This window comes from Streptomyces sp. NPDC059906, assembly GCF_042730645.1.
In the GTDB taxonomy this organism is placed as follows: Bacteria; Actinomycetota; Actinomycetes; order Streptomycetales; family Streptomycetaceae; genus Streptomyces; species Streptomyces rubrogriseus.
Genome location: NZ_JBHWKU010000007.1, coordinates 84,804 through 111,727 on the forward strand (window position 1 = coordinate 84,804; position 26,924 = coordinate 111,727).

A 26,924-nucleotide genomic window follows, 5' to 3' on the forward strand; every position below is an offset into this window, starting at 1 on the left:
GGGGTGTGACGAACGCCGCGCGGAGATCGTTCCCGGTCGGCGGCCCCCCCCCGCTCGGCCCCACTCCCTCCCCCCGTCCGCGCCGTGGGCTCACGCGCGGGGCGCCAACGCCTCCCACCGCACCGTCACTTCACCCTGCCGCCACCGCACCGGTCCGTCCGTCACCGGCCAGTCGGCCGTCAGGTCCCGCACCGCCCGCATCCAGCGCTGCCGGGCGCCGTAGGAGGCGTAGGGCGCGGCGGCGGCCCAGGCGCGGTCGAAGTCGCGCAGGAAGGCGTGCACGGGCTCGCCGGGGACATTGCGGTGGATGAGCGCCTTCGGCAGCCGTTCGGCCAGGTCGGAGGGGCGGTCCAGGGAGCCGAGCCGGGTCGCGAAGGTGACCGTGCGCGGCCCCTCGGGCCCGAGCGCCACCCACACGTGCCGGCGCCCGATCTCGTCGCACGTCCCCTCGACCAGCAGCCCCCCGCGCGAGTGCTCCGACGTCGGTGCGAGCCGCGCGCACAGCCGACGCCAGACGGCGGCGACCTCGCCCTCGTCGTACTGGCGCAACACGTTCGCCGCGCGGATCAGCAGCGGGGGCGCGGAGACGGGGACCTCGAAACCGCCGTGCCGGAAATCGAGCCCCGCGCGCGCGTACGGCTGGGCCGCCGCCACCCGGGCCGGGTCGATCTCGACGCCCACCACGCGCGCGTGCGGCGCGACCGTGCGCAGGCGGTGCAGCAGTTCGACGGCGGTCCAGGGCGCCGCGCCGTAGCCGAGGTCGACGGCGACCGGGTCGGCGGCGCGGCGCAGTTCGGCACCGTGCGCGGCCGCGATCCAGCGGTCCATGCGGCGCAGCCGGTTGGGATTCGTCGTCCCGCGCGTGACCGTGCCCACGGGTCGGGTGGCGGTGGCGCGGGGTGGCATGCCTACGAGGGTATGCGGCCGGGTGGGGGACCCGAAGGGGCATCGAGTGGGGGACCCGCAGGGGCATCGAACGGTTGAGCGATCGGCGGTAATGATTCGGCAAAGGTCGGAAAACCGGAATGGAGCACCGCCCGTCCGGTGTTCCCAACCCTTGGAGGGCAAACCAGGTTCTCCGACCGGCATGCCCGCAGCGAGGAGGAACGGCTCGTGAGCCAGTACGTCAGCAGGCTCGGGCGTCGCTCACCGGCGGCCTCCCCGCGGCTGAGGCTGAACCGAAAGCCCCGCCGCGTCGCCATGCTCTCCGTGCACACCTCACCGCTCCACCAGCCCGGCACCGGCGACGCCGGAGGCATGAACGTCTACATCGTGGAGCTGGCGCAGCGCCTCGCCGCGATCAACATCGAGGTCGAGATCTTCACCCGGGCGACCACCGCCGCCCTCCCGCCCGCCGTCGAACTGGCCCCCGGCGTCCTCGTCCGGCACGTCGACGCGGGCCCGTACGAGGGGCTGGCCAAGGAGGAGCTGCCCGCCCAGCTCTGCGCCTTCACGCACGGCGTGATGCAGGCCTGGGCCGGTCACCGCCCCGGCCACTACGACCTCGTGCACTCCCACTACTGGCTCTCCGGCCACGTCGGCTGGCTCGCCGCCCAGCGCTGGGGCGCGCCCCTGGTGCACGCCATGCACACCATGGCCAAGGTCAAGAACGCCAACCTGGCCGACGGCGACACCCCCGAACCGGCCGCCCGCGTCATCGGCGAGACCCAGATCGTCGCCGCCTCCGACCGGCTGATCGCCAACACCGCCGAGGAGGCCGACGAACTCGTCCGCCACTACGCGGCCGACCCCGACAAGGTCGCCGTGGTCCATCCCGGCGTGAACCTGGAGCGCTTCCGCCCCTTCCCCAAGGGCCGCGTGCCCGGCCCGGGACAGCACGGCAACGCCCGCGCCGCCGCCCGCGCCCGCCTCGGCCTGCCCCAGGACGCGCTGATCCCGCTCTTCGCGGGCCGCATACAGCCCCTGAAGGCGCCGGACATCCTGCTGCGCGCCGTCGCCGCCCTCCTCGACGAACGCCCCGAGCTGCGCTCCCGCATCGTCGTCCCCGTCGTCGGCGGCCCCAGCGGCAGCGGCCTCGCCAAGCCGGAGGGCCTGCAGAAACTCGCCGCGCGGCTCGGCATCGCCGACGTCGTACGCTTCCGCCCGCCCGTCGGCCAGGAACAGCTCGCCGACTGGTTCCGGGCCGCGTCCGTGCTGGTCATGCCGTCCTACAGCGAGTCCTTCGGGCTCGTCGCCATAGAGGCCCAGGCGGCCGGTACGCCGGTGCTGGCCGCGGCGGTGGGCGGCCTCCCGGTCGCGGTGCGCGACGGACACACCGGGCGCCTCGTCGACGGCCACGATCCCGCCGCCTACGCGCGCGTGCTGCGCGATTTCGCCGACAACCCCGAGCTGACGCCCCGCATGGGCGACGCCGCCGCCCGGCACGCCCAGTCCTTCGGCTGGGACAGCGCCGCCGCCACCACCGCCGACGTCTACACGGCCGCGATCCAGTCGCACCGCCGTCGCGTACGCTCGCACCATGGCTGAGGCACCACAGCAGAAGGCAGCGCAGGTCCTTGAGGAGGCGCTGAAGGACGCCGAGCTGGAGTGGGAGAGCCCCGAGCCCGGCACCTACGTCGTCAAGCTCCCCGGCACCCGCAAGCTGTCGACGACGGTCTCCCTCCTCCTCGGCCGGCACTCCCTCTCCCTCAACGCCTTCGTCGTCCGACACCCCGACGAGAACGAACCGGCCGTCCACCGCTGGCTGCTGGAACGCAACCTCAAGCTCTACGGCATCGGTTACGCCGTCGACCGCCTCGGCGACGTCTACGTCACCGCGAAACTCCCCCTGGCCGCCGTCACCCCCGACGAGATCGACCGCCTCCTCGGCCAGGTCCTGGAGGCCGCCGACGGCGCCTTCAACACCCTGCTGGAGCTGGGCTTCGCCTCCGCCATCCGCAAGGAGTACGAGTGGCGCACCGCGCGCGGCGAGTCGACGCGGAACCTGGAGGCGTTCCAGCACCTGATCGAGCGCGCGGAGAACACCGGGCAGGACGCCGGGGAGTGATGCGGCCGGGGCTGCCGGAGGTCACCGCCCGCTGGTGCGGTACCGCCCCGGCGTGACCCCCACCAACCGCTTGAAGTGCCGGGTCAGATGGGCCTGGTCGTAGAACCCGGTGGCGCCCGCCACGTCCGCCGGGGCCTGTCCGGCCAGCAGCAGCCGCCGGGCCCGGTCGACCCGCCGGGACATCAGGTACTGGTGCGGTGCGATGCCGTACGCGCCGCTGAACGCCCGTACGAGGTGCGCCGGATGCGCGGGCACGAGCGCGGCCGCCTCCGCCAGCCCGATCCCCGCGACGACCCGCTCGTCGAGCAGCTCCCGCAGCCGCCGGGCGAGCACGGGGTCCCGGCCGGCGCCGGACGCGCCGGTCCCGGGCCGCAGATGGTCGCGCAGGCGGTCGCCGATCAGGGTCAGCCGGCTCTCCGCCTCCAGCTCGTCCCCGGGCAGCGCGAGCGCCGCGTGCAGCTGCCCGACCCGCCGCCGCAGCACCGGGTCGCGCAGGTCGGGCGCGTCCACCGCCGGTCCGATCAGCTCGTCGCCGAGCCGGGAGGCGTCCAGGTACAGGACGCGCTTGCGGAAGCCGTCCGGGGTCGCCGGGGAGCCGTTGTGCGGCACGTGCGGCGGCAGCAGCGACACCGTGTCGTGCGGGGTGCCGTGCTCGTGCCGGTCCAGGTCGTACCGTACGGCGCCGTCGTCGACGATGAGCAGCGTCCAGGCGTCGTGGACGTGCATCGGATAGGCGTACTCGGTGTAGTGGGCGTGGAAGACCTCGACGACGCCGGGGACGCGGGGCCGCCAGGCGGAGACGTTCCGCTGGTCCTTCCGCTCGTCCTTGCGCTGGCCGCCCATGCAAAAAACGTACAAGACCGGGCGGGGTGCGGGTCGGCAGTCTCACCGTATGAGCACGCACGAAGCAGCCCCCGAAGCAGTCCCCGGCGCTCCCGAGGCCGAGGCCCCCGTCCGCTTCGACACCAAGATCGCCGTACTGCTGCGCGAGGACCTGGAGACCTGGCAGCGCCTCAACGTCACGGCGTTCCTGGTCAGCGGCCTGGGCAGGCAGTTCCCCGAGGTGATCGGGGAGCCCTACGAGGACGCGGACGCCGTCGGCTACCTGCCGATGTTCCGCCAGCCGGTGCTGGTCTTCGAGGGCACGAAGGAGACGCTGACGGCCGCCCACGCGCGCGTACTGTCCCGCGCCCTGCCCCGCGCCCTCTTCACGTCCGACCTCTTCACCACGGGCAACGACCGCGACAACCGCGCGGCGGTACGGGCGGTGGCGTCGGCGGACCTGGACCTGGTGGGTCTCGCGGTGTACGGCCCGAAGAACGCGGTGGACAAGGTGCTGAAGGGGGCGCGGATGCACCCGTGAGCGGGCGGCGGGACCATACGGCGCCGCCGTCGGATCAGACGGCGCCGGCGTCCACGTCGACCCGGGCTGCGGGGGCGACGGACGACTCCTGGGCAACCGGTGCCTCGTCGGCGTCGTCCGGCAGGTTCCGCATGAGCCCCCAGTACCCGGCCGCCGCCACCGTGCCGACGACGGCGCAGATGCCCCACAGCCACTCGGCGCCCCAGTGGTCGATGACGAACCCGGACATCAGCGGGGCGACGAGGGCGGCGACCGCCCAGGACATGGAGTACATCCCCTGGTACCGCCCGCGCCCGTGCAGGGGCGACAGCCGGACGACGAGACCGGTCTGCGTCGGCGCGTTGACGACCTCGGCCAGCGTCCACACGCACACGGTGAGGGCGAACACCGCGACCGACCCGGCGAAGGCGGTGAGCCCGAACCCGTACCCGGCCAGCAACGCCGAGCCGATGAGCAGCAGCCGCGGATCACGGTGCTGGATGAACCGCGTGACGGGAATCTGAAGCACGACGATCAGCACACCGTTGACGGCGATCGCCATGCCGAAGTCGGCGGGCGTGAACCCGGCCTCGCCCATGGCGACGGGCAGCCCGACGTAGGCCTGCTGAAAGATCAGCGCGATGAGGAAGGACAGCCCGACGACCCCCATGTACCGCCCGTCGCGCAGCACGGTCCCGAGCGAGACGGGCACCGCGTCCCCGCCGCCGGACGTGTCGTCGGCGTGCTCCTTGGGCCGCGACTCGGGCAGCTTCACGAAGACGAGCACGGCGCACACCAGCGTCATACCGGCCTCGATCATGAACCCGGCGAGATAGCTGTACTCGGCGATGAACCCGGCCGCCATGGAGGAGATCGCGAAGCCGAGGTTGATCGCCCAGTAGTTGAGCGAGAACGCCCGGATACGGTCCTCGGGCCGCACGATGTCCGCCATCATCGCCTGCACGGCCGGCCGGGAGGCGTTGCTCGCCATGCCGACCAGGAAGGCGACGGCGGCGATGGCCACCGGGTCCCGCATGAAGCCGAGCAGCGCGACCGACAGCGCGGTGGAGGTCTGCGCGACCAGCAGCGTGGGCCGCCGCCCCAGCCGGTCGGTCATCACCCCGGCGCCCAGCGAGGACACCACCCCGCCGAGCCCGTGCAGGGCGGCGACCAGACCGGCGTACGAGGCGGAGTAGCCGCGGTCGATGGTCAGGTACAGCGCCATGAAGGTGGCGACGAAGGCCCCGAGGCGGTTGACCAGGGTGCTGGTCCACAGCCACCAGAACTCGCGGGGGAGCCCGGAGACGGTCTCGCGTGCGGCACGTCTGAGTCCGGCGACTGGCATGGGTCCCCCGAGGTGATTGAGATCGCTGTAAGCGGCTGTAAGCGGCTACTGCAGTGAGCACAACTTACAAACGCCTCACTCTGGGAAGCCATTCAATTAACACTTCCCGTCAACCGTCCGCCCACCGGGCGCACGCGCGGGGGATCAGGGCCTTGGATTACGCTCGGGAGCATGGCCGACGCACCGTACAAGCTGATCCTCCTCCGCCACGGCGAGAGCGAGTGGAACGAGAAGAACCTGTTCACCGGCTGGGTGGACGTCAACCTCACCCCGAAGGGCGAGAAGGAGGCGACGCGCGGCGGCGAGCTGCTCAAGGACGCCGGCCTGCTGCCCGACGTGGTCCACACGTCCGTCCAGAAGCGCGCGATCCGCACGGCCCAGCTGGCGCTGGAGGCCGCCGACCGCCACTGGATCCCGGTCCACCGCCACTGGCGCCTGAACGAGCGCCACTACGGCGCCCTCCAGGGCAAGGACAAGGCGCAGACCCTCGCGGAGTTCGGCGAGGAGCAGTTCATGCTGTGGCGCCGCTCCTACGACACCCCGCCGCCCGCGCTGGACCGCGACGCCGAGTACTCCCAGTTCTCCGACCCGCGTTACGCGATGCTCCCGCCGGAGCTGCGCCCGCAGACGGAGTGCCTCAAGGACGTCGTCGGCCGGATGCTCCCGTACTGGTTCGACGCGATCGTCCCCGACCTCCTCACCGGCCGCACGGTCCTGGTCGCCGCCCACGGCAACTCCCTCCGCGCCCTCGTCAAGCACCTCGACGGCGTCTCCGACGCGGACATCGCGGGCCTGAACATCCCGACGGGCATCCCGCTGTCCTACGAACTGAACGCCGAGTTCAAGCCCCTGAACCCGCACGGCACGTACCTCGACCCGGACGCGGCCGCGGCCGCGATCGAGGCCGTGAAGAACCAGGGCAAGAAGAAGTAAGCCCGCACGAACAAGCCCCCTGCCTGCGGTTTCTTCGCTGGTAGGGGGCTTTGTGTTGTCCGTGGGCCGTCTCTGGGCCGTCCCTTGCTCGGCGGTTCCGTCAGGAGCGGGTGCCACGCCGCCACTCGTAGGCGCCGGGCGACGTCTCGACGACCTCTCTCGGGTAGGCCTCGCGTACCCGGGTCAGTAGGTCCCGCTGCTCGTCGACCCATGCCGACGAGAGCACGAACAGCGGGACGGTGACAGTGACCCCTGACGCCGGCTCGTCATGCACGGATACCCAGAGTCCGCCGCTCTCGTCGGGCTTGAACTTCATGGAAGGAGTCCGCCCGGATTCGAGCCACATTGCGAACCGACCGGCCCCCAGGGCTGCCAAGGCGTCCTCCCAATCCTCCAGATCTTCAGGGAGGAGGGTCACAGAGAAAGTGGCGTTGACGGATTCCGCCACGATGACGATCTCGCAGTCGAGGAGGTCGTGGCCGGTCAGGATTCCGGGTTGAAAGCGACCCAAGACGCGTACGGAGACACTGTGGCCGCTGGTGCCGGGTGTGTCGGCCAGGTGAATCAGGTTGATGACGCCATCCGTCGACTCCATGGATTCCCTCCCCGAAGTAACCAAGTCCGAGCATCCTGCCGGACCGCCCGCGGATCTCACGGTTCGGGGTGCAGAAGCCTCGAATAGACGGCGGACACGGCTCTGCTGGTCCGCTCTCGGCTGGAAGGCATGAGGTGCGCGTACACACGGAGCGTCAGGCCCGGGTCCGAGTGGCCCAGGTACTCGGCGAGGGCCTTGATGTTCTCGCCCGCGTCCAGGAGCACCGAGGCGTAGAAGTGGCGCAGCGCGTGCATGCCGTTCTCGCGTGACTCCGCGTACGGCCGACCCCGCTCGGGTACCGGGATGACGCCGGCCGCAGCGAGCGCCGGTTTCCACGCCTCCTCGTTGAGCGACGTCCGCCAGACGTGCCCGCCGCGCGGCTCGGTGAAGACGAGCCGCTTGGTCACCGGGGGCCCGTCGGCCACCTTCCACGGCAAGGTGATCTCGACCGGCGGGAAGCGCTTCATATGGGCCCGGAGCGCATCAGCGACCGGGCGGGGGAGCGGCACGTCCCGCAGCTTGCCGCCCTTCGGCGGCGCGAACACGGCCTTGCTGCGACTCAGCTTCAGTTGCTGGACCACGTGGAGCGGTGTCCGACTCGAAGTCGATCGCGTCGACGGCCACACCCAAGATCTCGCCCTGGCTGAGCCCGCAGCCGCCGCCCAGGTCGACCATGGCTTGGTAGCGCTCGGGCATGGCGGCCCGGACGGCGCAGACCCGCTCAGGCGTCCAGGGCACGATGCGCTTGTTGTCGACGGTCGGCGGACGGACGGACCGAGCTGCACACGGGTTGCGGGGAAGGTGACCGTCGTCCACGGCCGCACTGAGCGCCGCCCGCACGTTGGAGTAGATCGTCCGGGCGTACGACCCGCGGATGCCGTTCTCCTGCAACTGCCGCACCCAGTCCCGGATGTGCGCCGGCTGGAAGGAGCCGAGCGGGCGCGAGCTGAGGTGGGGAAAGGCATGCAGCCGTAGCTGCGATTCCATCGAGGCTTGGGTGTTCGGGTCGGCGCCCTGCGTGGCGACCCAGCGCTCGGCGTACTGCTGGAACGTGATCCGGGCGGCGCGCGGGTCGATGTACTGCCCGCGCGCCATGTCCGCCTCGACGTGCGCCAGCCACTGATCAGCGAGCCGCTTCTGACGGTCGGGGCACGAGCTGGTTCTCGCTCGGCACCCGAACCCGTGGCGCATAAGTGCCGTCCTCGATGCGGCGCTGGAGCGTCTGCGCAAGGCGCAGGTACTTCGGTGGCTCCACTTCATACGCCATGAACGCCGCCTGTCGAGATTGGCCAAGTCAACTGGTCAACCGGCCTAGCGACACTCACACCGGCAGAAGAAGAGGTGAGCTATCCCATCACGCCGGCCAGGCATCAGCGACCACGAACGAGACGACCGTGCCGCCGAGGTGACTGGGGCCGGAGTGCCAGGAATCCGCGATGGAGTCGACGAGGAGCAGTCCTCGGCCGTGGGCATCGTTCGCGTCCGGATGCCGCAGCCGTACGCTCGCCGGGAAGCCGGGGTTGTGAACCTCGACGCGGAGCGAGGCCCCCTGGCGGAACCACTCGACCCGCACCACCCACGGATCCTCCGACGCGCCGTAGCGGATGGCGTTCGTGACCAGTTCGGAGATCATCAGTGCGCAGTCGTCGATCGAGCAGGCTGGGTTGTATGGAGCGATGAACTTACGGAACCAGCGCCGCGCACGGGAGACGGACTCAGGCTCCGGGTGCAAGGTCATCGCCCCAAGCCGCGGCGAGTCCTCACAGGGGTGTCGGTCGATCGTGTAAGCCATGCGTGCTCACTCCTTGCCGCTGCCGTCGCAGTCGAGGCAGCGCCGCTTCGACGTGGCACGGTTGCGGTCGTCAGCCACGGAGAGCGTCAGCGCCGCTCGGGAACCGACGCGCTTCCATCCACGCCCCCGACACCCCCGGCAAGCTAATCGCGCGTCCTGCTTCGGCCGCCGACTCGTCACGTCGTGCCCCTTCATATCCAAGTGGCCTTAGCCACTTTGTGGATAGTGGCATTGGCCACTTGCAGAGCGCAAGCGATACGACGGAACTGGCGCACCGTCAGGTGAGCGGGTATCCCTGCTCGAACGCCCAGCGGTGCGGCGGATACGTGGCTTCCGCGAACTCCAGAGGCCGGTCCTGAAGGTCGAAGACGACGTGGTGAACGATGAGGACGGCGGACTCGGGCTCCAGCCCCAGGTCGGCAGCCTCCTCCTCCGTGGCCGACCGAGCGCACATCCGGTCCTCGGCGTAGCTGCCTTGACGTCCCGTCATGCGCTCGACGTACATGAGCGTCCCTTCCTGGATGCGTCCAGGATCGGTGAGCTTGGGCGCCCGCTGGCCGACGTCCGGTGCGAACCACGAGGTGGACTGGGTGATCGGGCCGTCCTGGTTGTTCGTGACACGCCGGCGGTGCACGGCCCGCCGATCCTTCACCAAGCCCAGGGCCTCAGCAACGTGGTCCGGGGCATCCAGCCAGCCGGCCGACGTGATCACGGCATACTCGCCGGGCGTATAGATCTTCCCGGTCTGCCGAGCCCGCCCGTACAACTCCCTCGCACGGCGATTCACTTCGAGACTGCGCACGTACGTGCCGGAGCCCTGCCGCTTCTCGACCAGGCCCTGATGGCTCAGCGCCTCAAGCGACCGCGCAGCCGTAGGCCGGGACACCTTCCAGTCCGCAGCGAGCTGCCGCTCAGAGGGCACCTCGTCCCCAGGCCGCAGGTCACCCCGAAGGATCTGGTCACGGATGAAGTGAGCGATCTGAAGGTACTTGGGTTGAGCCTCCTCGATCTGAGGCATGTCCCCTCCTTGTCCAAGTGGCTATAGCCTTTGGCCACTATAGGCTGAGTGGCCAATCTGGGAACCCGTAGGCTGATCGCATGACGCGGTTGATCGTCGCAGCAGGAGGAGGGGGCGACGCAGTCGCCGCCGCCATGCTTCACGCCGCCCTCTACGGCGACGAGGACCAGGCGGTGATCCTCACCTACGCCTGGGACCGCCTGCTGATCGACCCCCTACCGGGCCCGCGGCGCCCCGCCGACTTCACCGGCCTGGAACGCCTCACGCCAGACGTCTGGTCAGTGCCGGCGCAGGCCCGCCCGATCGCACCCGCAGGCTCCACCCTCCCCAGACTGGCAGCGGAGCTCCCGCCTACCTTCGCACTGCTTGCCCCACACCAGGGGGTCGCGGGCCTTACCCGGCAACTCAAATCACTCGTCGACCACGTACAGCCCACATCAATCGATCTCCTGGACGTGGGTGGAGACATCCTCGCGCAGGGCGACGAGCCGACACTGAAGAGCCCGCTGGCCGACGCTCTGACGCTGGCGGCTTGCTGCCAGTTGAACGAACCTGTGCGGCTCCTCGTAGCAGGACCGGGCCTGGACGGCGAACTCCCGCCGCAGGCTATGACCAGCGTGCTGGGCCCCGTTGTCCACACCCTCACCGCGGAAGACACGACCGCCGTTAGCACCGTCCTTGAGTGGCACCCGTCCGAAGCAACGGGCCTGCTCGCGGCGACGGCCCGAGGCGTGCGCGGCACATGCGAAATCCGAGACGGGGGAATCCCTGTACGGCTCACGGACGAGAGCCGGGCAGTGCATGAGGTCGATATGGACGACGCTCTGAGCCGCAACCGGTTGGCCCGAGCGATCATGTCCACTACCAACCTGGACGAGGCCGAGGCGTACAGCCGCGAAGTGTGCGGGTACTCCGAGATCGACTACGAGCGCAACAAGGCCCTCTGGCTCGACGAGCAGCAGCCGAAGAATCTGGACCCGGCCACGATCCGTCGGCAACTAGACCAGTTCGAGGCCGAAGTACGTACCCGCGGAGTCACCCACACGACGTTCCGACGCATCACCGAGGCCCTGGGCCTCAAAGGCGGACAGCGCGACGAGCTGCGGCAGCTCCTCATTGCCAGTCGCCCGGAGCAGTACGAGGCGCCTCTGTGGCGCATCGCAGACGAAGCCTGAGTTACAACCTTCTTCACGGGTTCAAGGGGGCTCGCTCCGCTCCCCGCGCGCGGCCCGGCCCCCGGCCGGGCCTGCGCTCCTGCCTTCGTCCCGCTCCAGCCCGGCCGGCGCCCGGGCCGCACTCCTGGCGATCAGGCGCCTGATGCCAGAGTGGGGGCAGGTCCGAAGCCTGCCCAAGTTGGCATCCAGCGTAGGGCCCCCTGATCATGCTCGGCCCCAGACAGGGCAAGCCATCAGCCAGAGCCGCTACGCCGACCTGCGGAACTCAGGAACCCCCGGCTCGTTCAGCCGCTTTCTCGGCAAGCCGTTCCAAGTCGACCACTGGGGCCCGCCGGAATTCGTCACGCAGAAGCGTGCCGGGCAATTGCTTCTGAGTTCCCGCTGTCCCACTCACCCTGAAGTTCCACTTCCCGTCCTTCAGGTCAAGAATAGCGAGGCCCCGCTTCAGCCGCACGTCGGCGTACTCACTGAGGTCCAGAATATACACCTCATACTTGACTCCCGGCCTGTGCTGATCGGAAAGCGTGGATTGAATCAAATGCGCGAAGCGCAAATCCACAAGCTGACCCAGCAGTTCATAGAATTGATGAGACTTCTGCGCAACGTCCACCCTAAAGTAGGTGTATCCGGCTCCGCGCACTTCTTCAGCCAAGGTATCCAAGGCAGCCGTCAAGCTAACCGCACTGTCCATGGAAACGTCCTGTTCCAGGTCCCTCTTCTTACTCCTGGCGGCACGTCCAGCGGCATCCGCGACATCTTCCCTTCCAATTTCACGCGCCTTCGGTCGTGACCGTGCAGCCACGATGGAAGAAGCGAACAGGTTCAGATAGTCACGCGGCACGCCGCCTGAAGCGAGAACCAGCCTGCCGAGCGCAGCATTCTGCGCAATGCTGGATGGCTTGGCCAGTCCCGCAGTGGCGGTGTAGTTAGCCAACACCGACTCAAGAAAGCGCTGCGTAGATCCCGGATCTTCGAGTGTAACATCGAGATCGATTTTGGAAGCATCATGGGGAACCTCAATGCCAATTCTCGACGATGGCTCAAATGGCCGGGTCAAGCGCTCGATGCTAGCTACCTTGATCCATCCATCACAGTCGCGCAGCATTCCAGCGACGCAGTCCAACAAGTGAGGTTGCGCAGCTTGCGGAAATAGATAGAAATCATCAATGTACAGATAGAGGCGAACAAGCCCCTCCCGCAGAACGGAGCGGAGAGACCGATTCAACTCGGCAACCATCTCACCGAGAACCGCGTCGGACACGGGCCTTTCTGCCCGCAATTGCGACAGTCGAACGCTACTTTCCTTGAGTCGCACATAAGAATCGCCTTGCGACGATCCAGCATGTTGAATCAAGGAGTTGAGAGTGACCTCAGCAATTCCAAGGAAGGCGCTAGCAACGTCTAGGCGCCGCAGCGTATGCGCGTTAATCCAAGCGGTAACGTGACCGTCTTTCTCTGCGCTTCGCTTCGCCTCCAGAAGAAGAGCTGTTTTCCCGACACCCCGTCGACCGTACACGAGGTGGTGCCTTGATGCACCGACAGCCGCGAGGCTGGCCCTAGGATCCTCCATGTACTTCAGACTCGGAAGTGCATCAGAGGTACGGGACCTTGCCTCTAGCAACTGAATGAGTTGATCCATTTTCGGCCCCGAAAGGGGGCCTTTACTGTTCACCTCGCCCGTCTTTTTTTCTTCTGCTCGATGAGGCCTAAAAGTCACAACCAGAGACTGATTGGCCACCTCGGATACACTATTCAACGCCTGCTCGATTGAGCCCGCAAGGCTCTGTGCGGTTACCAGAGAATCTTCATCGACCCATACGACGAACCACCTTTCTCCAGGGAAAGACCTCTCATCGACTCGGATGATTGAAATACCGGCCTCTTCGAGGACGCCGGAAATCAAGGACTCATGGTTGACGCTTGACATCAGATGTACCCATTCGTTGAGGCGAAAGACTCACAAGCCTGAAGAAAGTTCGCTGCGGTTACAGCGAGCGTTCGTGCATCATCTTCCCACTCGATCTCATTGAGTGGGTACGCGTCATAATCTGCCTGATTGCGCAGTAGGCGAGCATCCGTCAACTCGCTTTCACGAGTTGCGGAATCCGGCAGAGTCGGCGGAAGATTTCTAGGAAGTACGTTATGCCGTTCATAATCGTCTCCCTTGTTCTCGGCAAACACGACCGCCCTTGCGGCATGATACATTGCATAGTAATGGCGACTAATCGCTGATCTGTATTGGGCGTCGAAAAGGAGTCGATCTCCCGCCCTCAAATGTTCACCTGCCAGCAGTAACCTGTCCACCACGACCTGTTGCATCAGCTGTGAGATTGGGAAAGGGTATCTCCCCCTCCCCGTGGGGATGGCGGAAATGGCAGCGCTTTTGCTAGTTGAAATGTGGAGCAACAGTAGATCGGCAGGCGTGACTACTGGCATGTGCTGCTGATCCCCCCTCTTGGAAGTGAACGTTGCAGGCTATCCCATGGAGCCCCTGCGCGCTACCCGCCCCCGAAGCTGTCGGCTTTCCAACTGGACTCACTAAAGCGGAATACAAAACTCCGAATCCTGTCGACTAGCGCCGGGAACAGAAAATCGCCGCCAGTCCGCGCAGCTGGGCTGTGTCCGGCGCGCAGAGGGGCGGCCTCCATGTATGCCCACCGCACCTACCAGGTGCAGCGAGGAACGGTGGGCAGTAACAGTGAACCCCTGACTGACCACAAAGGTTCGCGACTTCCAAAGCTGAGGGCTCCGACCGTCGTCACGGGCTGGCCGTGGCCGCTTGCTCTGGTCGACGAAACATCCCAATGGCATGGCTAAGGGCGGTGGGGGTGCAGCGAGACACACGCGCGCCTGGCCGGTCGGCGCACCCGCCATCGTGGCTCACTGTCGTCGGCTGAGGTTCGTGCCACTGCCGTGCCAGATGCAGGGGTCAGCCACGGTCAACGCCGGTGCCCCGCGGTCGAGTAGCCGCCCGCTGCCTCGGCCGACGAATCCGCAGCTCAGCCCGCAGGTCACCCAGCCGCTCTCGTAAAGCGGTGCTCATCTCGGCATGACGTATCGGAGCCAGTCGGCGAGCGCGGTGAAGTCGGCGTCCGTGAGGCCCTTGGCCGGGTCGACGCGATGAAGCAATGCCGGCCCGGAATGGCTGGCATCGACCCACAGACGATCCATGGCACTGATCTCGTCGTCGACCCAGATGAACGGTCGGCCATTGGCCCACTCGACGAGGTGTCGGGTCTTCCAGTGCAGGCCACGCGGGCCCTTGTCGGCGTGGGAGGCCGGCCACTCCACCAAGGGCAGCCTGGGCGTCCGATGCATGGGGAGATGACCTCGTTCGCCTCCTCCATCCAGGTCGTGGCCCACACGAGATGGCATCCCAGGGCTGTGAGGCGAGATCCGAGCCCAGGGTCGAGTCGCGTCAACAGCGGGTTTCCCGAGGCGCCCGCGGCATTGTCCTGGGGGCGACCGGACGACGACCCGAACGGGATCAGTGGACCGTCGACATCGAGGAAAAGGAGGGGACACTCCGTCGCGCTTGTCACGACGGCACGATAGCCCGGTGTAGTAGGAGAACGGCTCCCCCATCGCTGGGCCGTCTCTGGGCCGTCCGAGGCCGCTCGACAGTGGCCAATGATGACGAACGGCGACCACCAGGCACACGAGCCCACGGCCCCTGACCAGCAAAAACCCAGCTCGCCAAGATCCCCGGCAAGACCCAGGGCAAGAAGAAGTAGGCCCAGGTCAGAAAGCCCTCGTCCCTGCGGCTGCATCGCGGGGGCGGGGGCTTACTGGTGCGTTCGCCGCATCAGGACGACGGTGGCCAGGCATCGGTCATCGTGAAGGCGACCACCGTTCCGCCGAAGCGGCTGGGACCGGAGTGCCATGAGTCGGCGACGGAGTCGACGAGCAGGAGCCCACGCCCGTGCGCGTCGTCGGCGTCGGGACACCTCAGCCGCACGCTCTCCGGGAGTCCTGCATTGTGCACCTCCACCCGGAGCGAAGTCCCCCGGCGGAACCACTCCACCCGGACGAGCCAGGGCGCGTCCGACTTGCCGTGCACGACGGCGTTGGTCACCAGCTCCGAGAGCAGTAGGACACAGTCGTCGACCGAGCAGATCGGCTGGTAGGGAGTGAGGAACTTCCGGAACCAGCGCCGGGCCCGGGGCACGGATTCGGCGACGGGGTGCAGCGTCATCGCGCCGAGGCGCGGCGACTCCTCAGACGGACAGCGGTCGATCGCGTAGACCACCGCCACTCACTCCCCGCCGCTCAGGCCGCAAGGGGGGTGATGCCGCTTCCCTCTGTCCGTACCGACGAGCTTCTGAATCGACTCCTTCTCCTTCACGACTGGCACCACGGCAGCCGAAGGACTGATCCCGTACGACGGCATACAGCACCCCTCATTCAGAAAGTCATGACGACATCTCTAGACAGATACTGTGGCCAACATCTCTAGAGACGTCAAGTCCTCTTCCTGGCACCGCTCTTGGACGGCCCGGCGCTACTCGCAGCGAGCGAGTCCTCAACCTGTGGCCTAAGGTGTCTAGAGAAGGAGAGGAGGCCTACGGGATGGCCAACGCCGGAGGCGACCGACGGCCCAAGTACCAGCGGATCGCGGACACGCTGCGCGAGGCGATCCGGTCGGGCGAGTACGGTCCCGGTGATCGACTCCCGGGGGAGAACGACCTCATGGCCACGCATGGCGTGGCCCGTATGACGGCCCGCCAGGCCTTGAGCGTCCTCAGGGACGAAGGCGTCGCCGAGGCCCGCAAGGGCGCCGGTGTGTTCGTCCGCGAGTTCCGCCCGCTTCGGCGTCGGGGAGTCCAGCGTCTGGCTCACCAGCAGTGGGGCAACGGCCGGTCCATCTGGTCGACCGACATCGAGAACCGCTCACTTGAGGTGGACCAGGTCACGGTGTCCGAGGAAGCCGCACCCGACGGCGTGGGTGCGGTCCTGAACCTGGCCGACGAGGAGACGGTGTGCGTGCGGCGTCGACGCTTCGTCCTGGACGGCAAGCCCGTCCTGCTCGCGACGAGCTACCTGCCCACGCCACTGGTCACTGGGTCCGCGATCACCCGGGAAGACACCGGACCGGGCGGGACATACGCGCGGCTCGCCGAACTCGGCTTCGGCCCGGTGCACTTCCGCGAAGAGATCCGCTCCCGCATGCCGTCGCAGAACGAGGCGACCCAGCTGGCCATCTCCGCGGGCACCCCGGTCATCCTCATCTGCCGCACCGCGTTCACGGACGAGGGCCGCCCCGTCGAGATCAACGAAATGACGCTGGACGCCGCCTCGTACATCCTGGAGTACGACTTCGACGCGTAAGCCGGGCGGCCTCGCCCCACGCCACGGACTGAGTTACGACCGCGGCTGGCGCCTCCACCCGCCACGAAGACCCGGGACGGCGCAAGAGCCCGGCGCGCGACCGCCCCGACGAAGCACTGGGAAGCTCGCGAGGTGGCCTCACAAGCAAGATCCACCTTGCTGGAGAGGGCGGGCGCCGCCCACTCCGGTTCGTGATCACGCGCGGGCAGTGGGGATATGCACCCCGGGTTTCGACACGACGCTCTATCGTCGCCGCAATTAAGTCGAGCGGACCATCAACCGGCTCAAGAACTTCCGAGCCGTCGCGACACGCTTCGACAAGCAGGCGTATGTCTTCCACGGGACGGTCACCGTGGCTGCCATCCGGCCATGGCTCCGTCCGCAGTGAGACGTCCCGTTCAGAGTGCCTCGGCGTCCGGCTAGTGGTGGCGCAGGTCGCCGAGTACGCGCTCGTCGACAGCCCTGACATCCCACGAGGAGCGGTCGAACTCGGCCAGAACCACCATCAGTTCATCCCCGGCGAACCCACGTGCTTCGGCGTCGATCAGCTGCAGGAAGGGGGTCCTCAACGACAACAGCGTCAACGTGTCCATCCCCATGTCAGCGGACCTTCTCTCCATCTCGGCACAGCGAGGGTCGACGATCTCGTCGAACTCGACGCGCCAGGTCAGGTCCAGGACGAAGCTGCCGAGGCGAACCAGTAGCTCAGCCAGGGTCACGTAGTGCTCTCCGTGCCAGGCACGAAACCTGATCCCCTTTATCCCCGCCTCTACTTCGGCTATATCGCGCGACATGGGGCCCCTCCGGCCAGCGAACACTAGGCCACATTCTGCTCAGCTCACGCGACCCATCGGACACGGCCTAGGTTCCTCTGGCCGACGACACCTCGACAGTGTGGCTGGGTGATTCTGCGATGTGGAAGGGGAATGCAGCCCTGTGGCGGAGTAGGCCAGGGGAGGGGCAAACAGGTGGCGCAACGGGGCAGCAGTCGAGGCAACGACTATCCGCGGCAAGAGCAAGCTTTACGACGAGCCCAGGAGCAACGGGCACGACAAGCGGAACGAGAACGCAAGGCCGCTGAGATTGCCATCAAGCGGCAGGAACGTGAGCGGAAGGCTGCGTATCAGGAGCAGCAGGCCGATCAGGCGCAGGTGCGCACGATCGGCGTCGAGCACGAGGTCGAGCGGCTTGGGCAGTTGCTGCGCGACGCCTTGGTGGACGATCCGCCGACGACCTTCGAGCGCCGGCGGAGGACTCACACGTCAACAAAGTTAGACGAGCGTCCTTGGTCTCGTCCGGAGCCTTCACCGCGCTGGGAGGAGTTCGCCCCACCAGAACCCGGCGGTCTGGCTGCTGTCCTGGGTCTTGGCAGGAAGCGCCATGAAGCTGAGGTTGCCGAGGCACGTGGGCGGTTCGGCGAGGCGCAGGAGCGCCACAGGCGGGCCGAGGAGAAGCGGCTGGCAACGCTGGAGCGGAAGCGTGCCGAGCATCGCCAGGCCGAAGCGCAGGCCCTTGATGAGGTGGCTGCCTTCAACCGGAAGTTGGAGGAGGAGCGCGAGGCGTACAGGGCCGGGGAGCCCGCGGCGGTCGAGGCTCATCTGGGGGCTGTTCTGGATGCGTCCGAGTATCCACTGGGCTTCCCTCACGAGCATCGGGTCGCCTTTCGCCCTGCCACTGGTGACGTACTCGTTGAGATCCACTTGCCGCCTGAGGCGATCGTTCCTAGTGCGCGGGGCTACCGGTACGTGAAGAACCGGGACGAGACGATCGTGCTGCCTCGTCCGGAGAAGGAGCGCAAGGAGGTCTACGCCTCCGTCCTGGCTCAAGTCGCTCTGAGGACAGTGCACGAAGTCCTGACGAGCGATCCGGACCGGGTCGTCAATGGCGTGATCCTGAACGGCCATGTGAAAACCATCGACCGGACCACCGGTCAGGAGGTCTCACCCTGTCTGGTGACGCTCAGCGCCAGCAGGGAGCAGTTCGGGAAGCTCCGTCTCAGTCAGGTCGATCCGGCGCAGTGCCTCAGGGGCCTTAACGCCCTGGTGTCGCCTAACCCCTACGATCTCGAACCGATCCGCCCCATCGTCGAGTTCGACCTGTCGAAGTACCGGCTCATGGACAGCATGGATGTTGTCGCCGGCCTGGACAGCAGGCCCGTACTGGTGAAGCTGACGCCCACCGAATTCGAGCATCTGATTCGCCAACTGTTCGAGGCGATCGGCATGGAGGCCTGGAACACCCAGGCGTCCAAAGACGAGGGCGTCGACGCAGTGGCCGTCAGCAAGGACCCCGTCTTCAATGGTGAATGCATCATTCAGGCGAAGCGCTACAGCAAGCTCGTGGGTGTGGAGTCCGTCCAGGCGCTCGCCGGAGTGGTTGAGCACAAGCGTGCTGCCAAGGGAGTTCTGATCACCACATCGTGGTTCGGCAGGGCCAGCCACGACTTTGCCCGCCAACATGGCCGGCTCCAGCTCATCGAAGGGCCGGAACTCAAGTACCTGATCAAGGAACACCTTGGCAAGGATGTGATCCCGGGCCCGGTCCCCCCGAAGAGGCGCCCCCCGCGCTGAAGCCTCGGACTGCCCACTCAGACCGAGTGTCTGGGCCGTCCGAGGCCGTTCGACAGTGGCCAATGACGACCAACGACCACCACCAGGCGCACGAGCCCACCACTCCTGAGCAGGGAAAATGCAGGTCGCCAAGATCTCCGGCAAGACCCGGGGCAAGAAGAAGTAGGTGCCCGCGATCAGCCCCTTGCCTGCGGGTTCTCCGCTGGGCAGGGGCTTTTTGCTCTCCCCGGCCACTCTTCGGGCCCCGGCCGCCCCGTTGGCGATCAGCCGGTACCAGACGTCTTCCGCCCGCTGCCGCAGAGGTCGACTGGTCGGCCCTCACTACGGAGATGATCGCCGCGATCCCAGCACTCATGGCCCGACGGATCTCCTGAGAGCCAAGGCACCGAGCCTTCCTCAGGGCCGGAAGCGTGTGCCAGCAGAGGCAGGATGCAAATTCCTACTGGTTCTCCAACGTCACGCTCGTGATCATCAGCCTGTCGGCGGCAGGCTCGGCCTCACGAGTAGAAGCCGACCCCGTACTCGTCACGGCCGCAGACGAAGTCGCCCGGGCGCTCTGCCCTCAGTACCTCGTATCTGGCGGCAAAGACGTCCAGGGCCTCATGGAGAGAGCAGTTCAGATGGTCTCGGAGCATCTGGATACCCAGGATGATTTGATTGCTGACGATCTGCTCGTCGGCAACGTCGACTGCGGCGCCATCGGTCATGACTGCGATCGAATCCGTTAGGCGGCAGACAGGGCAACAGAGTTTGCTATCGCCGAGCGCATCCGGGCCAAGCAAGAACGTGACATGCGTCGTGTCCCGAGTGACGGTTGACGGCTCACTGCCCGGGGAGAGAGTCTTCCAGCGCCCCCAGTAGGGAACTCGCACGGCGCCGCCGGCGCCCCGGTAGCCCTTGTCGGCCCAGCAATCCACCCCAGCCCCTGCCAGGGCACCGATAACGCCGTGGGTTCGCGCGGCCTTGCTGTCGTGGACGGATCCCGGCAGCGCGGGCGGCGCCCACAGCAACCGTCCCGCCGGGTCGGCGATCACCTGCACGTTCATGCCGTGCTTCTTGTGTTTCCCGGCGTAGAAGGGTCGGTCGGCAGCAGCGTGGCGTCCGGGATCACGAACGCCTTGCCGAAGGCTGTCCTCACCGCCTCGGCGAGGGTTGGAGCCAGAGCGGCCAGGATGGCTTGGACTCGACACGCGCCCGTCTACCAGGAGCTTCTCTACGCCCGGAGCTTGCCCTCACCCCAGTGGCCCCGCTCCGTACGCGGGTTGAGGAAACCTCAGTGGGTGGTGGCGTGAGGGAGCGCGCAGGAGTGGTCGAGCTTGCGACTCGGGGTCGGACCGGACTCCTCTTCGGTGTTCAGCGAGGAGCGGTATCGGCCGGGGGCCCTGCTCCCAGGAGCGCGAGGAGCCCGGGGAATCTCTTCTCGATGTCCGCGCGTCGTAGTCTGACGCCCTTGCGGTTGCCGTAGTCGATCTCGTCGATGAGACCTGCCTCGCGCAGGACCCGGAAGTGGTGGGTCTGGGTCTGCTTCGAGATCGGAAGATCGAACGAGTTGCAGCCCCGCTCGCTGTCGCTGCCGTCGGTGGCCAACTCCGTCATCACGGAACGACGGTGCTCGTCGGCGAGGGCGCGAAACACCGCACCCAGATCGAGCGCATCGACCTCCGGGCCGACCAGGTTCCTCCCAGCCACGCGGCACCCCCTTCAGGTACGACTTGCATCATACCTGAAGGCCATGCTTCCCTGAGGTACGAAATTGATCGTACCTGGGTCCGGTTGCGCCGCCCCGTGCCGCCGCGCCCTGAGACCAGGCCCCCGGCACTCGCCGGGGGCCTGGTCATCGACACTCCGAGAGGTCATCGTCATGAAGAAGCCCGAGGTGCTGATAGTCGGTGCCGGGATCGCAGGGCCCGCACTCGCGTACTGGCTCTCCCGGAATGGCTACCGGCCGACGGTCGTCGAACACGCCCGCCAGCTGCGCTCCGGTGGTAGCGCGATCGTCGTGAAGGGGCCCGCGATCCCGGTCGCCGACCGCATGGGCGTCCTCCCGCAGCTCCGCGAGCTCGCCACCCGCAATCGGTCGCTGACCCTGCTCGACCCCGGCGGCAGGCGAATCCTGCAACTCCCGCTCACCTCGGACAAGGCGCCGACGGTCGAGGTGACCCGAGCCGACCTGTCCGAGGTGCTCCACCGGTCGGCGCAGACCGAGGCCGAGTTCCTGTTCGACGACACGGTCACCGCTCTCGACCAGGATGAAGGCGGGGTGGACGTCACCTTCCGGCGGTCCGCGCCACGGCGCTTCGACCTGGTCGTCGGTGCCGACGGGATGCACTCCACCGTACGGCGCCTGGTATTCGGCCCCGAGCGGCAGTTCGCGAGCGACCTGGGCCTGTACGGCGCGACCGTCCCGCTGGAACCCGACGCCGTCGAGGACCCGAGCGAGATGACGATGCTGACCGTGCCGAACCGGATGCTGGTCCTCCACCCCTCGCGGACCACCCCGCTCGCGATCTTCACCTTCCGGGCTGCGCAGGCGGCGCCCCACGACCGCAAGAACATCGCCCTGCACAAGCAGACCGTGGCCGACGCCTACGCCGATGTGCGGTGGCGGGCACCGGAACTCGTGGCGGCGTTCCTCGACCACCCGGCTCCGTTCTTCGACCCCCTGACCACCGTCCGGGTGCCCTCGTGGTCCCGCGGACGGGTCGTACTGCTCGGGGACGCGGCGGCGGCGACGGCCCTGCTGGGTGACGGGTCCAGCATGGCGATGGCGGGCGCGTACGCTCTCGCGGAAGAGCTCGCCGCCCATCCCGGTGACCACGCCCGCGCCTTCGCCGCCTACGAGTCGCGGCTCCGCCGTGAGGTAGGCCCGCGGCAGCGACGCGTCGGTCTGCTCTCCGGGCTCATGGTGCCCCGCACCCGGCCGGGCCTCGCGGTGCGCAACGCGGTGGGCCGCGCGGTCGGTCGCACGACCCGGACCACCCGGACCACCTCTCGCGAAGCCGCGAACCGGTAGACCGGGTCCGCACCGACCGGCCACCGACCGGCCCCCGGCCGGCGCGCAGCTCCACGGCAGCTCTCAGCCGGCAAACCACCTCGAAGATCACTTCGTTGGGAGTTCCTACCGTTCGGCCTCGCCCCACTCCTGGATGGCAACCTCGTCGCCGACCGACAGCTTCCCCGGCGTGATCACGGAGAACTTCGCGCCGAACACCACGCCCCCGCTTGCCGCCCGCCGGTAGCTCGCGAGTGTGCGCAGTGGTTCCGGACCCCGCCTTGCTCCGGCCTCCTGCTCGACCAGGGTGACGGCACAGCGCACCGCGAGCTTGGCATAGCCCAACTCGGCACCGCCGATGGAGATGCGGCGGGCGCGATCCTCGGCGTGCGGTACGGCTGCCGAGTCGCTGTCGACGACGATGTTCGGGCGGAAGCGGTTCATCGGCAGGGCCGGGGCGCCGCGTTCGGCCAGCCGCTGGTTGAGGAGGGCGAGGGAGGCGCGGGTCAGGAGGTGCACCGCACTGCTGTCGGCGTAGCCGGACGGGCCAGGCGTCAGGCCGTCGGTGATGCGGTCGTGCTCCGGCGGTACGCGGACCAGGCGGCTGGGGGTGCCGAGGAACTCCGACAGCCAGGCGGAGGCTTCGTCACCCTGGTCGATCCCCTGGAAAGCGGTGCCGAACAGATCGACGTCGCGGCGCGGTGCGGAGGTCGTCACGTCGAGGCGCAGCCTGCCGAAGCGACCCGTGTCGTCGGCACCGTCGGCCGCGTCGAGCGTGAGGCGAGTGCCGTCGGTGCTGACGGCGGGCCGGATCAGGGCGAGGCGGGGATGCCGGCGTTGCGTGCGGAAGACTCCGTCCTCGCTGATGACCATGAAGCTGCGGTCGTGGGCGAGGCCCGCCGGCGTCAGGAGCGCGTCGCTCATCGACGTGCCCGCACATCCCTTGACGGGATAGCAGATCAGATCCACGACGTTGGCCATGCGTCGCCCCCTTGGTCCGCGACCACAGTAGAACGTGCGTCGTTGCCGGACGGCAGCAGCACGGGTAATGCCCCGGATGCGGAGCGTATCTGCGTGTGATTCGCTGGTAGGCGCAACTGCCGCTCACGATGCGAGGACGGATCACATGAGTGCAGGCGGAGAAGCTCGCGCCCGGCTCCAGCAGATGCGCGACAAGGCACAGGAGCTGAAGGCCGCCTCGGAACGGGCCGGCGACCCTGACGAGCGGAAGAGGCTCCAGGAGAAGGCCCGAAGGCTGCAGAGCCAGAGCGAAGAGGAAAGCATGGAGCGGGGCGGGGACATCTATCCCTCGGAGTGAGGAAGCCGTGGGCTACTGTGCGGAGTCATGACTACCGGGACGGCTTCGCGCCACGCACGGATTGGTGACCCGGTGCTCTTCTGAGTGCCGTACGGGCCGATGCGGGCCCGCTGTCCGACCGAGGATCCCGCGCTGCCGCGAGAGCTCCGCCTCCGTCGTGTTGATCACAAGCTCGACACATCAACCACGACAGGAGAATTCATGCCCATCAGGTCCAAGTCGCAGCAGATTCCGACCGCGGACGGACAGGCCGACGCGTTCGCCGCCTTCCCAGGCGGTGGGGAGCGGCACCCGGGGGTGCTGATGTACGCGGACGGCTTCGGGATCCGGCCCGCGCTGCGGGAGATGGCCCGGGAACTGGCCGGGCACGGGTACTACGTACTCGTGCCCAACTTCTTCTACCGGCACGGCCCGGCGCCGGTCATCGAGCTGCCCGAGTACATCGGAGAAGAGGCCCGGGGCGCGGTCCTCGCCCAGCTGATGCCCTTGATCGAGGCGCATACGGCGGAACGGGTCCTGCGTGATGCCGACGCCTATCTCACGTTCCTCGCCGCCCAGCCCGAGGTCGGTTCCGGACCGGTCGCGGTGACCGGCTACTGCATCGGCGGCCTCCTTGCGACGCGCACCGCGGTGGCGCACCCGGACCAGGTGGCCGCCCTCGCCGCGTTCCACGCGCCCGTGGGAGCCGACGGGGCCGACAGCCTCACCAGGCTCACCGCCGAGGTCCACTTCGGGCACGCCGAGAGCGACTTGACGCCGGAGGCCCTCGTCGAGCTGAACCAGGCCCTGGGCGCGGCGGGTGTCGGCTACACCTCGGAAATCTACCCCGGCACCGTCCACGGCTTCACCATGTCCGACACCGACGCCTTCGACGCCGCCGCGCTGCGGCTTCACTGGGATCGCCTGCTGCCTCTTCTCGGCCGCACCCTGGATCGTGGTGGGGATCTCGGTCGCTCGCGTCGTTGACGGCTGTGCGGTCGGTGCCGGCAGGTTCGGCCCCTGGTACGCGGCCCGGCCCTGCGGGCCGGCGTTGTGCGACGTAGCCGGCGTCCATCAGCACGGCCCGCCGACCGGCAGCAGGGGCAGGGCGACCGGGTCTAGTCGGACGGTGCCAAGGTGCGCACGACGTCGAACTCGTTGCCCTCGGGGTCGGCCATGACCACCCAGCTGCGGCCGGAGCCCTGGCCCACGTCCACCCTGGTGGCGCCGAGGGCGAGGAGTCTGGTCACCTCGGTTTCGGTGTCGGCGTCGATGGGGCTGACGTCCAGGTGGAGGCGGTTCTTGGCGGTCTTGCCCTCGGGGACCCGGACGAAGAGGAGGGTGGGCGGCATCTGGCGGACCCGGACCTCCTCGACCGTCGGCTCCCAGGAGCCGATCTCGACCTTGTCCTCGCCCCGGTCGATCACCTCGAAGTCCAGGACCGCGCACCAGAAGGCCGCGAGCCGCTCCGGATCGTGGCAGTCGAGGACCAACTCCGTGAACCTGCTGGTCACTTCTCCCCCAGGTGGTGTGGGCGGGCGCTCAGCCTACGGGGCCGTCCCCCTCAGCCCCGCGGAGCCTCCAAGTACCGCAGGACCGCCAGGACCCGGCGGTGGCCCTCCGCGCGGGGGAGGCCGAGCTTGGTGAAGATGCTCGCCGTGTGCTTCTCCACGGCGCGCTGGGAGATACCGAGGGCCGTGGCGATGGCCGCGTTCGTGCGGCCCTCGGCCATCAGGGTCAGGATCTCTTGCTCGCGGGAGGTCAGAGCGGTCAGGTTCGCCGTCGTGCGCCGGGCCGCCAGCAGCTGGGCGACGACTTCCGGGTCCAGCGCCGTACCGCCCGCCGCCACGCGGTGCAGGGCCTCGACGAAGTCGTCCACGTCGACCACCCGCTCCTTGAGGAGGTAGCCGAAGCCCGCCATTCCGGTCGCGGCCAGCCGGTCCGCGTACCGGGTCTCCACGTACTGGGAGAAGAGCAGGACCCCCAGGCCCGGATGCCGTTCGCGCAGGGTCAGCGCGGCTCGCAGGCCCTCGTCCCGGTGCCCCGGTGGCATCCGGATGTCGGCGACCACGACGTCCGGGCGGAGTTCCGCCACGGCGGACAGGAGCGCCTCGGCGTCCGCGACGGCCGCCACGACCTCCAGTCCCCTGTCGCGCAGCAGCTGCACCAGGCCCTCCCGGACGATCGCCGCGTCCTCGGCGATGACGATGCGCATGCGTGTGCTCCTACCCGAGCGGCAGTTCGGCGGTGACGGTGGTCGGTCCGCCGTCCGGGCTGTCGATCAGCAGCCGCCCGTCCACCGTACTCACCCGCTCCGCCAGCCCGGTCAGTCCCGTACCGCGGCCGACGCCCCTGCGCGCGCCGCCGCGGCCGTCGTCGCGCACCACCAGGCGCAGGACGCCGTCCCGTTCGTACGCCTCGACCTCGGCCCGTGAAGCGCCCGCGTGCCGGGCGGCGTTGGCGACCAGTTCCGCCGCGCAGAAGTACGCGATGGTCTCCACGGCCTCCGAGGGACGTGCCGGCAGGTCGACCCGCGCGGTCACCGGGAGCCCCGCGCGCGCGGCGAGCGTCTGGAGCGCCACGTCGAGGCCGTCGTTGAGAGCCGGAGGGTGGATGCCGCTCACGAGGTGGCGCAACTCGGTCACAGCGGCGCGAGAGTTGTCCAGCGCGGAGGTCACCAGTTCGCGTCCACGGGCCAGTTGGGGCGCGTCGCCCGGTGCGCGGGCCAGTTGGTCCCGGGCTCCGGCGAGCGCCATCGCGATGGCGATGAGCCGGGACTGGGTCCCGTCGTGCAGGTCCCGCTCGATGCGGCGCAGTACCGCCGCCGAGTCCTGTACGGCCAGCGCCCGGGTCTCCTCCAGCACCTGCACCCGCTCGTCGAGCCGCCCCGGGCCGAGCAGGGCCCTGGCCAGGGGGCGTACGACGTGGCGGAGCAGCCCGTGCGTGGACCACGCGGCAAGCGCCAGCACCGCCAGGCCCGCGACCGCGGTGAGCAGCGCGGCCGGCCAGTTGTCCAGGCGGACGTCGCCCGCAAGGCCGATGCCCCGCCGGCCGTCCTCCCGCACCGCCCGCCACCACAGCGGGTAGGTCAGCGCGGCCAGCCCGTAGAGCCGTACGCCGACGGAGACGGCGAACAGGACCACGGCGACGGGCGGGAACGCGACGGCGAAGGCGGCCGCCCGCCAGCCGTCGCCGTCGGTGACGGCGGCGCGCAGCCTGGCGAACAGGCCGTGCGGCTGGGGCCGCCGCCGCGGTGGCGGCGTGATGTGCTCGCCAAGCAGCCCGCGCAGCAGGGCCCGGTGCAGCGCGCCGGTGGCACGGGCGACGACGAGCACGCCGACCAGCAGGACCAGCCCCACCTGGGTGACGGAGGCGACCAGGGACACCGCGAGCAGGGCCAGCATCGCGATCCCGCAGACGAAGCCGGGGACCGGGGCCAACAGCGCGTACGCGGCGTCGCGGGGGCTGCCGAGGAGAGTGCGGAGCGGTGGGCGCATGTGGGGCGAGCGCTTTCGTGGGGAGCGGTGGGG

At 68.5% G+C, this 26,924-nt stretch carries 25 protein-coding genes and 4 pseudogenes; 11 read left to right on the top strand and 18 right to left on the bottom strand.

Annotated features, from left to right (window positions below; all coding sequences use genetic code 11):
• Positions 1-90 precede the first annotated feature (90 nt).
• Positions 91-906, bottom strand: a complete 816-nt coding sequence (locus ACFV9J_RS13810) for a class I SAM-dependent methyltransferase (protein WP_385353755.1) — start codon at positions 904-906, stop codon at positions 91-93.
• A gap of 207 nt (positions 907-1,113) precedes the next feature.
• On the opposite strand from ACFV9J_RS13810, the gene mshA reads away from it, so the two are divergent.
• Together mshA and ACFV9J_RS13820 are read left to right on the top strand one after the other, a co-directional pair.
• Positions 1,114-2,487 carry a D-inositol-3-phosphate glycosyltransferase gene (mshA, locus tag ACFV9J_RS13815; RefSeq protein WP_385353757.1) on the top strand — a complete coding sequence of 458 codons (1,374 nt, stop codon included), beginning with the start codon at positions 1,114-1,116 and terminating at the stop codon, positions 2,485-2,487.
• Entirely contained in the window at positions 2,480-3,007 is a 528-nt protein-coding gene (locus tag ACFV9J_RS13820; RefSeq protein WP_385353759.1) for a YbjN domain-containing protein, read from the top strand. The genes mshA and ACFV9J_RS13820 overlap by 8 nt, the downstream gene beginning before the upstream one ends.
• 21 nt (positions 3,008-3,028) lie before the next feature.
• Here the strand turns inward: ACFV9J_RS13820 and ACFV9J_RS13825 are convergent, their stop codons facing one another.
• Positions 3,029-3,850: an AraC family transcriptional regulator gene (locus ACFV9J_RS13825; protein WP_385353761.1), complete on the bottom strand. Its 822-nt coding sequence runs from the start codon at positions 3,848-3,850 to the stop codon at positions 3,029-3,031.
• Between the two features lie 49 nt (positions 3,851-3,899).
• On the opposite strand from ACFV9J_RS13825, the gene ACFV9J_RS13830 reads away from it, so the two are divergent.
• Entirely contained in the window at positions 3,900-4,370 is a 471-nt protein-coding gene (locus ACFV9J_RS13830) for a DUF2000 family protein (RefSeq protein WP_385353763.1), read from the top strand.
• A 34-nt stretch (positions 4,371-4,404) separates the two neighbouring features.
• Here the strand turns inward: ACFV9J_RS13830 and ACFV9J_RS13835 are convergent, their stop codons facing one another.
• Complete coding sequence (locus ACFV9J_RS13835) at positions 4,405-5,694, bottom strand: MDR family MFS transporter (protein WP_385353765.1); 1,290 nt, start codon at positions 5,692-5,694, stop codon at positions 4,405-4,407.
• 171 nt (positions 5,695-5,865) lie between these two features.
• Here ACFV9J_RS13835 and ACFV9J_RS13840 point away from each other — a divergent pair, with 171 nt between their 5' ends.
• A complete protein-coding gene (locus ACFV9J_RS13840) occupies positions 5,866-6,627 on the top strand; it encodes a phosphoglyceromutase (RefSeq protein WP_385353768.1) in 762 nt (253 codons plus the stop codon).
• 100 nt (positions 6,628-6,727) lie between these two features.
• Here ACFV9J_RS13840 and ACFV9J_RS13845 read toward each other — a convergent pair whose 3' ends face one another.
• From ACFV9J_RS13845 to ACFV9J_RS13860, 4 genes and pseudogenes are all read right to left on the bottom strand, one after another.
• Positions 6,728-7,222 carry a DUF5959 family protein gene (locus tag ACFV9J_RS13845; protein WP_385353770.1) on the bottom strand — a complete coding sequence of 165 codons (495 nt, stop codon included), beginning with the start codon at positions 7,220-7,222 and terminating at the stop codon, positions 6,728-6,730.
• A gap of 56 nt (positions 7,223-7,278) precedes the next feature.
• Positions 7,279-8,410: pseudogene (locus tag ACFV9J_RS13850) on the bottom strand (tyrosine-type recombinase/integrase); the annotation flags it as partial.
• A gap of 166 nt (positions 8,411-8,576) precedes the next feature.
• Complete coding sequence (locus tag ACFV9J_RS13855; RefSeq protein WP_382809445.1) at positions 8,577-9,014, bottom strand: ATP-binding protein; 438 nt, start codon at positions 9,012-9,014, stop codon at positions 8,577-8,579.
• 277 nt (positions 9,015-9,291) lie between these two features.
• Positions 9,292-10,032 carry a GntR family transcriptional regulator gene (locus ACFV9J_RS13860; protein WP_385353773.1) on the bottom strand — a complete coding sequence of 247 codons (741 nt, stop codon included), beginning with the start codon at positions 10,030-10,032 and terminating at the stop codon, positions 9,292-9,294.
• An 80-nt stretch (positions 10,033-10,112) separates the two neighbouring features.
• On the opposite strand from ACFV9J_RS13860, the gene ACFV9J_RS13865 reads away from it, so the two are divergent.
• Complete coding sequence (locus ACFV9J_RS13865) at positions 10,113-11,207, top strand: DUF1152 domain-containing protein (RefSeq protein WP_385353775.1); 1,095 nt, start codon at positions 10,113-10,115, stop codon at positions 11,205-11,207.
• A gap of 265 nt (positions 11,208-11,472) precedes the next feature.
• On the opposite strand, the gene ACFV9J_RS13870 is transcribed toward ACFV9J_RS13865, so the two are convergent.
• The 4 genes and pseudogenes from ACFV9J_RS13870 to ACFV9J_RS13885 form a co-directional block, all read right to left on the bottom strand.
• A complete protein-coding gene (locus ACFV9J_RS13870; protein WP_385353777.1) occupies positions 11,473-13,134 on the bottom strand; it encodes an ATP-binding protein in 1,662 nt (553 codons plus the stop codon).
• On the bottom strand, positions 13,134-13,526 hold the full coding sequence (locus tag ACFV9J_RS13875) for a HEPN domain-containing protein (RefSeq protein WP_385353779.1): 393 nt from the start codon (positions 13,524-13,526) through the stop codon (positions 13,134-13,136). The genes ACFV9J_RS13870 and ACFV9J_RS13875 overlap by 1 nt, the downstream gene beginning before the upstream one ends.
• Before the next feature lie 720 nt (positions 13,527-14,246).
• Positions 14,247-14,749 (bottom strand): annotated as a pseudogene (locus tag ACFV9J_RS13880) (HAD domain-containing protein).
• A 263-nt stretch (positions 14,750-15,012) separates the two neighbouring features.
• Positions 15,013-15,456 carry an ATP-binding protein gene (locus ACFV9J_RS13885; protein ID WP_385353781.1) on the bottom strand — a complete coding sequence of 148 codons (444 nt, stop codon included), beginning with the start codon at positions 15,454-15,456 and terminating at the stop codon, positions 15,013-15,015.
• A 320-nt stretch (positions 15,457-15,776) separates the two neighbouring features.
• Here ACFV9J_RS13885 and ACFV9J_RS13890 point away from each other — a divergent pair, with 320 nt between their 5' ends.
• Together ACFV9J_RS13890 and ACFV9J_RS13895 are read left to right on the top strand one after the other, a co-directional pair.
• A complete protein-coding gene (locus ACFV9J_RS13890) occupies positions 15,777-16,535 on the top strand; it encodes a GntR family transcriptional regulator (RefSeq protein ID WP_385353783.1) in 759 nt (252 codons plus the stop codon).
• 41 nt (positions 16,536-16,576) lie between these two features.
• Positions 16,577-16,923 (top strand): annotated as a pseudogene (locus tag ACFV9J_RS13895) (IS5/IS1182 family transposase); the annotation flags it as partial.
• Positions 16,924-16,954: 31 nt separating this feature from the next.
• On the opposite strand, the gene ACFV9J_RS13900 reads toward ACFV9J_RS13895, so the two are convergent.
• A complete protein-coding gene (locus tag ACFV9J_RS13900; protein WP_385353785.1) occupies positions 16,955-17,329 on the bottom strand; it encodes a hypothetical protein in 375 nt (124 codons plus the stop codon).
• A 174-nt stretch (positions 17,330-17,503) separates the two neighbouring features.
• Here ACFV9J_RS13900 and ACFV9J_RS13905 point away from each other — a divergent pair, with 174 nt between their 5' ends.
• Positions 17,504-19,105 (top strand): restriction endonuclease, encoded by a 1,602-nt coding sequence (locus ACFV9J_RS13905; RefSeq protein ID WP_385353787.1) that lies wholly within the window; start codon positions 17,504-17,506, stop codon positions 19,103-19,105.
• An 821-nt stretch (positions 19,106-19,926) separates the two neighbouring features.
• On the opposite strand, the pseudogene ACFV9J_RS13910 reads toward ACFV9J_RS13905, so the two are convergent.
• A pseudogene (locus ACFV9J_RS13910) lies at positions 19,927-20,279 on the bottom strand (transposase family protein); the annotation flags it as partial.
• Positions 20,280-20,458: 179 nt separating this feature from the next.
• Entirely contained in the window at positions 20,459-20,794 is a 336-nt protein-coding gene (locus ACFV9J_RS13915) for an ArsR/SmtB family transcription factor (RefSeq protein ID WP_385353789.1), read from the bottom strand.
• Between the two features lie 172 nt (positions 20,795-20,966).
• On the opposite strand from ACFV9J_RS13915, the gene ACFV9J_RS13920 reads away from it, so the two are divergent.
• Entirely contained in the window at positions 20,967-22,118 is a 1,152-nt protein-coding gene (locus ACFV9J_RS13920; RefSeq protein ID WP_385353791.1) for an FAD-dependent monooxygenase, read from the top strand.
• Between the two features lie 105 nt (positions 22,119-22,223).
• On the opposite strand, the gene ACFV9J_RS13925 is transcribed toward ACFV9J_RS13920, so the two are convergent.
• Entirely contained in the window at positions 22,224-23,078 is an 855-nt protein-coding gene (locus tag ACFV9J_RS13925) for an MOSC domain-containing protein (RefSeq protein ID WP_385353793.1), read from the bottom strand.
• Positions 23,079-23,223: 145 nt separating this feature from the next.
• Between ACFV9J_RS13925 and ACFV9J_RS13930 the strand changes: the two genes are divergently transcribed.
• Complete coding sequence (locus tag ACFV9J_RS13930; protein WP_385353795.1) at positions 23,224-23,415, top strand: DUF6381 family protein; 192 nt, start codon at positions 23,224-23,226, stop codon at positions 23,413-23,415.
• A gap of 201 nt (positions 23,416-23,616) precedes the next feature.
• Positions 23,617-24,381, top strand: coding sequence for a dienelactone hydrolase family protein (locus ACFV9J_RS13935; protein WP_385353797.1), 765 nt, complete (start codon positions 23,617-23,619; stop codon positions 24,379-24,381).
• A 131-nt stretch (positions 24,382-24,512) separates the two neighbouring features.
• Here the strand turns inward: ACFV9J_RS13935 and ACFV9J_RS13940 are convergent, their stop codons facing one another.
• From ACFV9J_RS13940 to ACFV9J_RS13950, 3 genes are read right to left on the bottom strand one after another with little or no spacing between them, the layout of a single operon-like run.
• Complete coding sequence (locus tag ACFV9J_RS13940) at positions 24,513-24,908, bottom strand: VOC family protein (protein WP_385353799.1); 396 nt, start codon at positions 24,906-24,908, stop codon at positions 24,513-24,515.
• Positions 24,909-24,958: 50 nt separating this feature from the next.
• Complete coding sequence (locus ACFV9J_RS13945; RefSeq protein ID WP_385353801.1) at positions 24,959-25,609, bottom strand: response regulator; 651 nt, start codon at positions 25,607-25,609, stop codon at positions 24,959-24,961.
• A 10-nt stretch (positions 25,610-25,619) separates the two neighbouring features.
• Positions 25,620-26,891: a sensor domain-containing protein gene (locus tag ACFV9J_RS13950; protein WP_385353803.1), complete on the bottom strand. Its 1,272-nt coding sequence runs from the start codon at positions 26,889-26,891 to the stop codon at positions 25,620-25,622.
• Positions 26,892-26,924 lie beyond the last annotated feature (33 nt).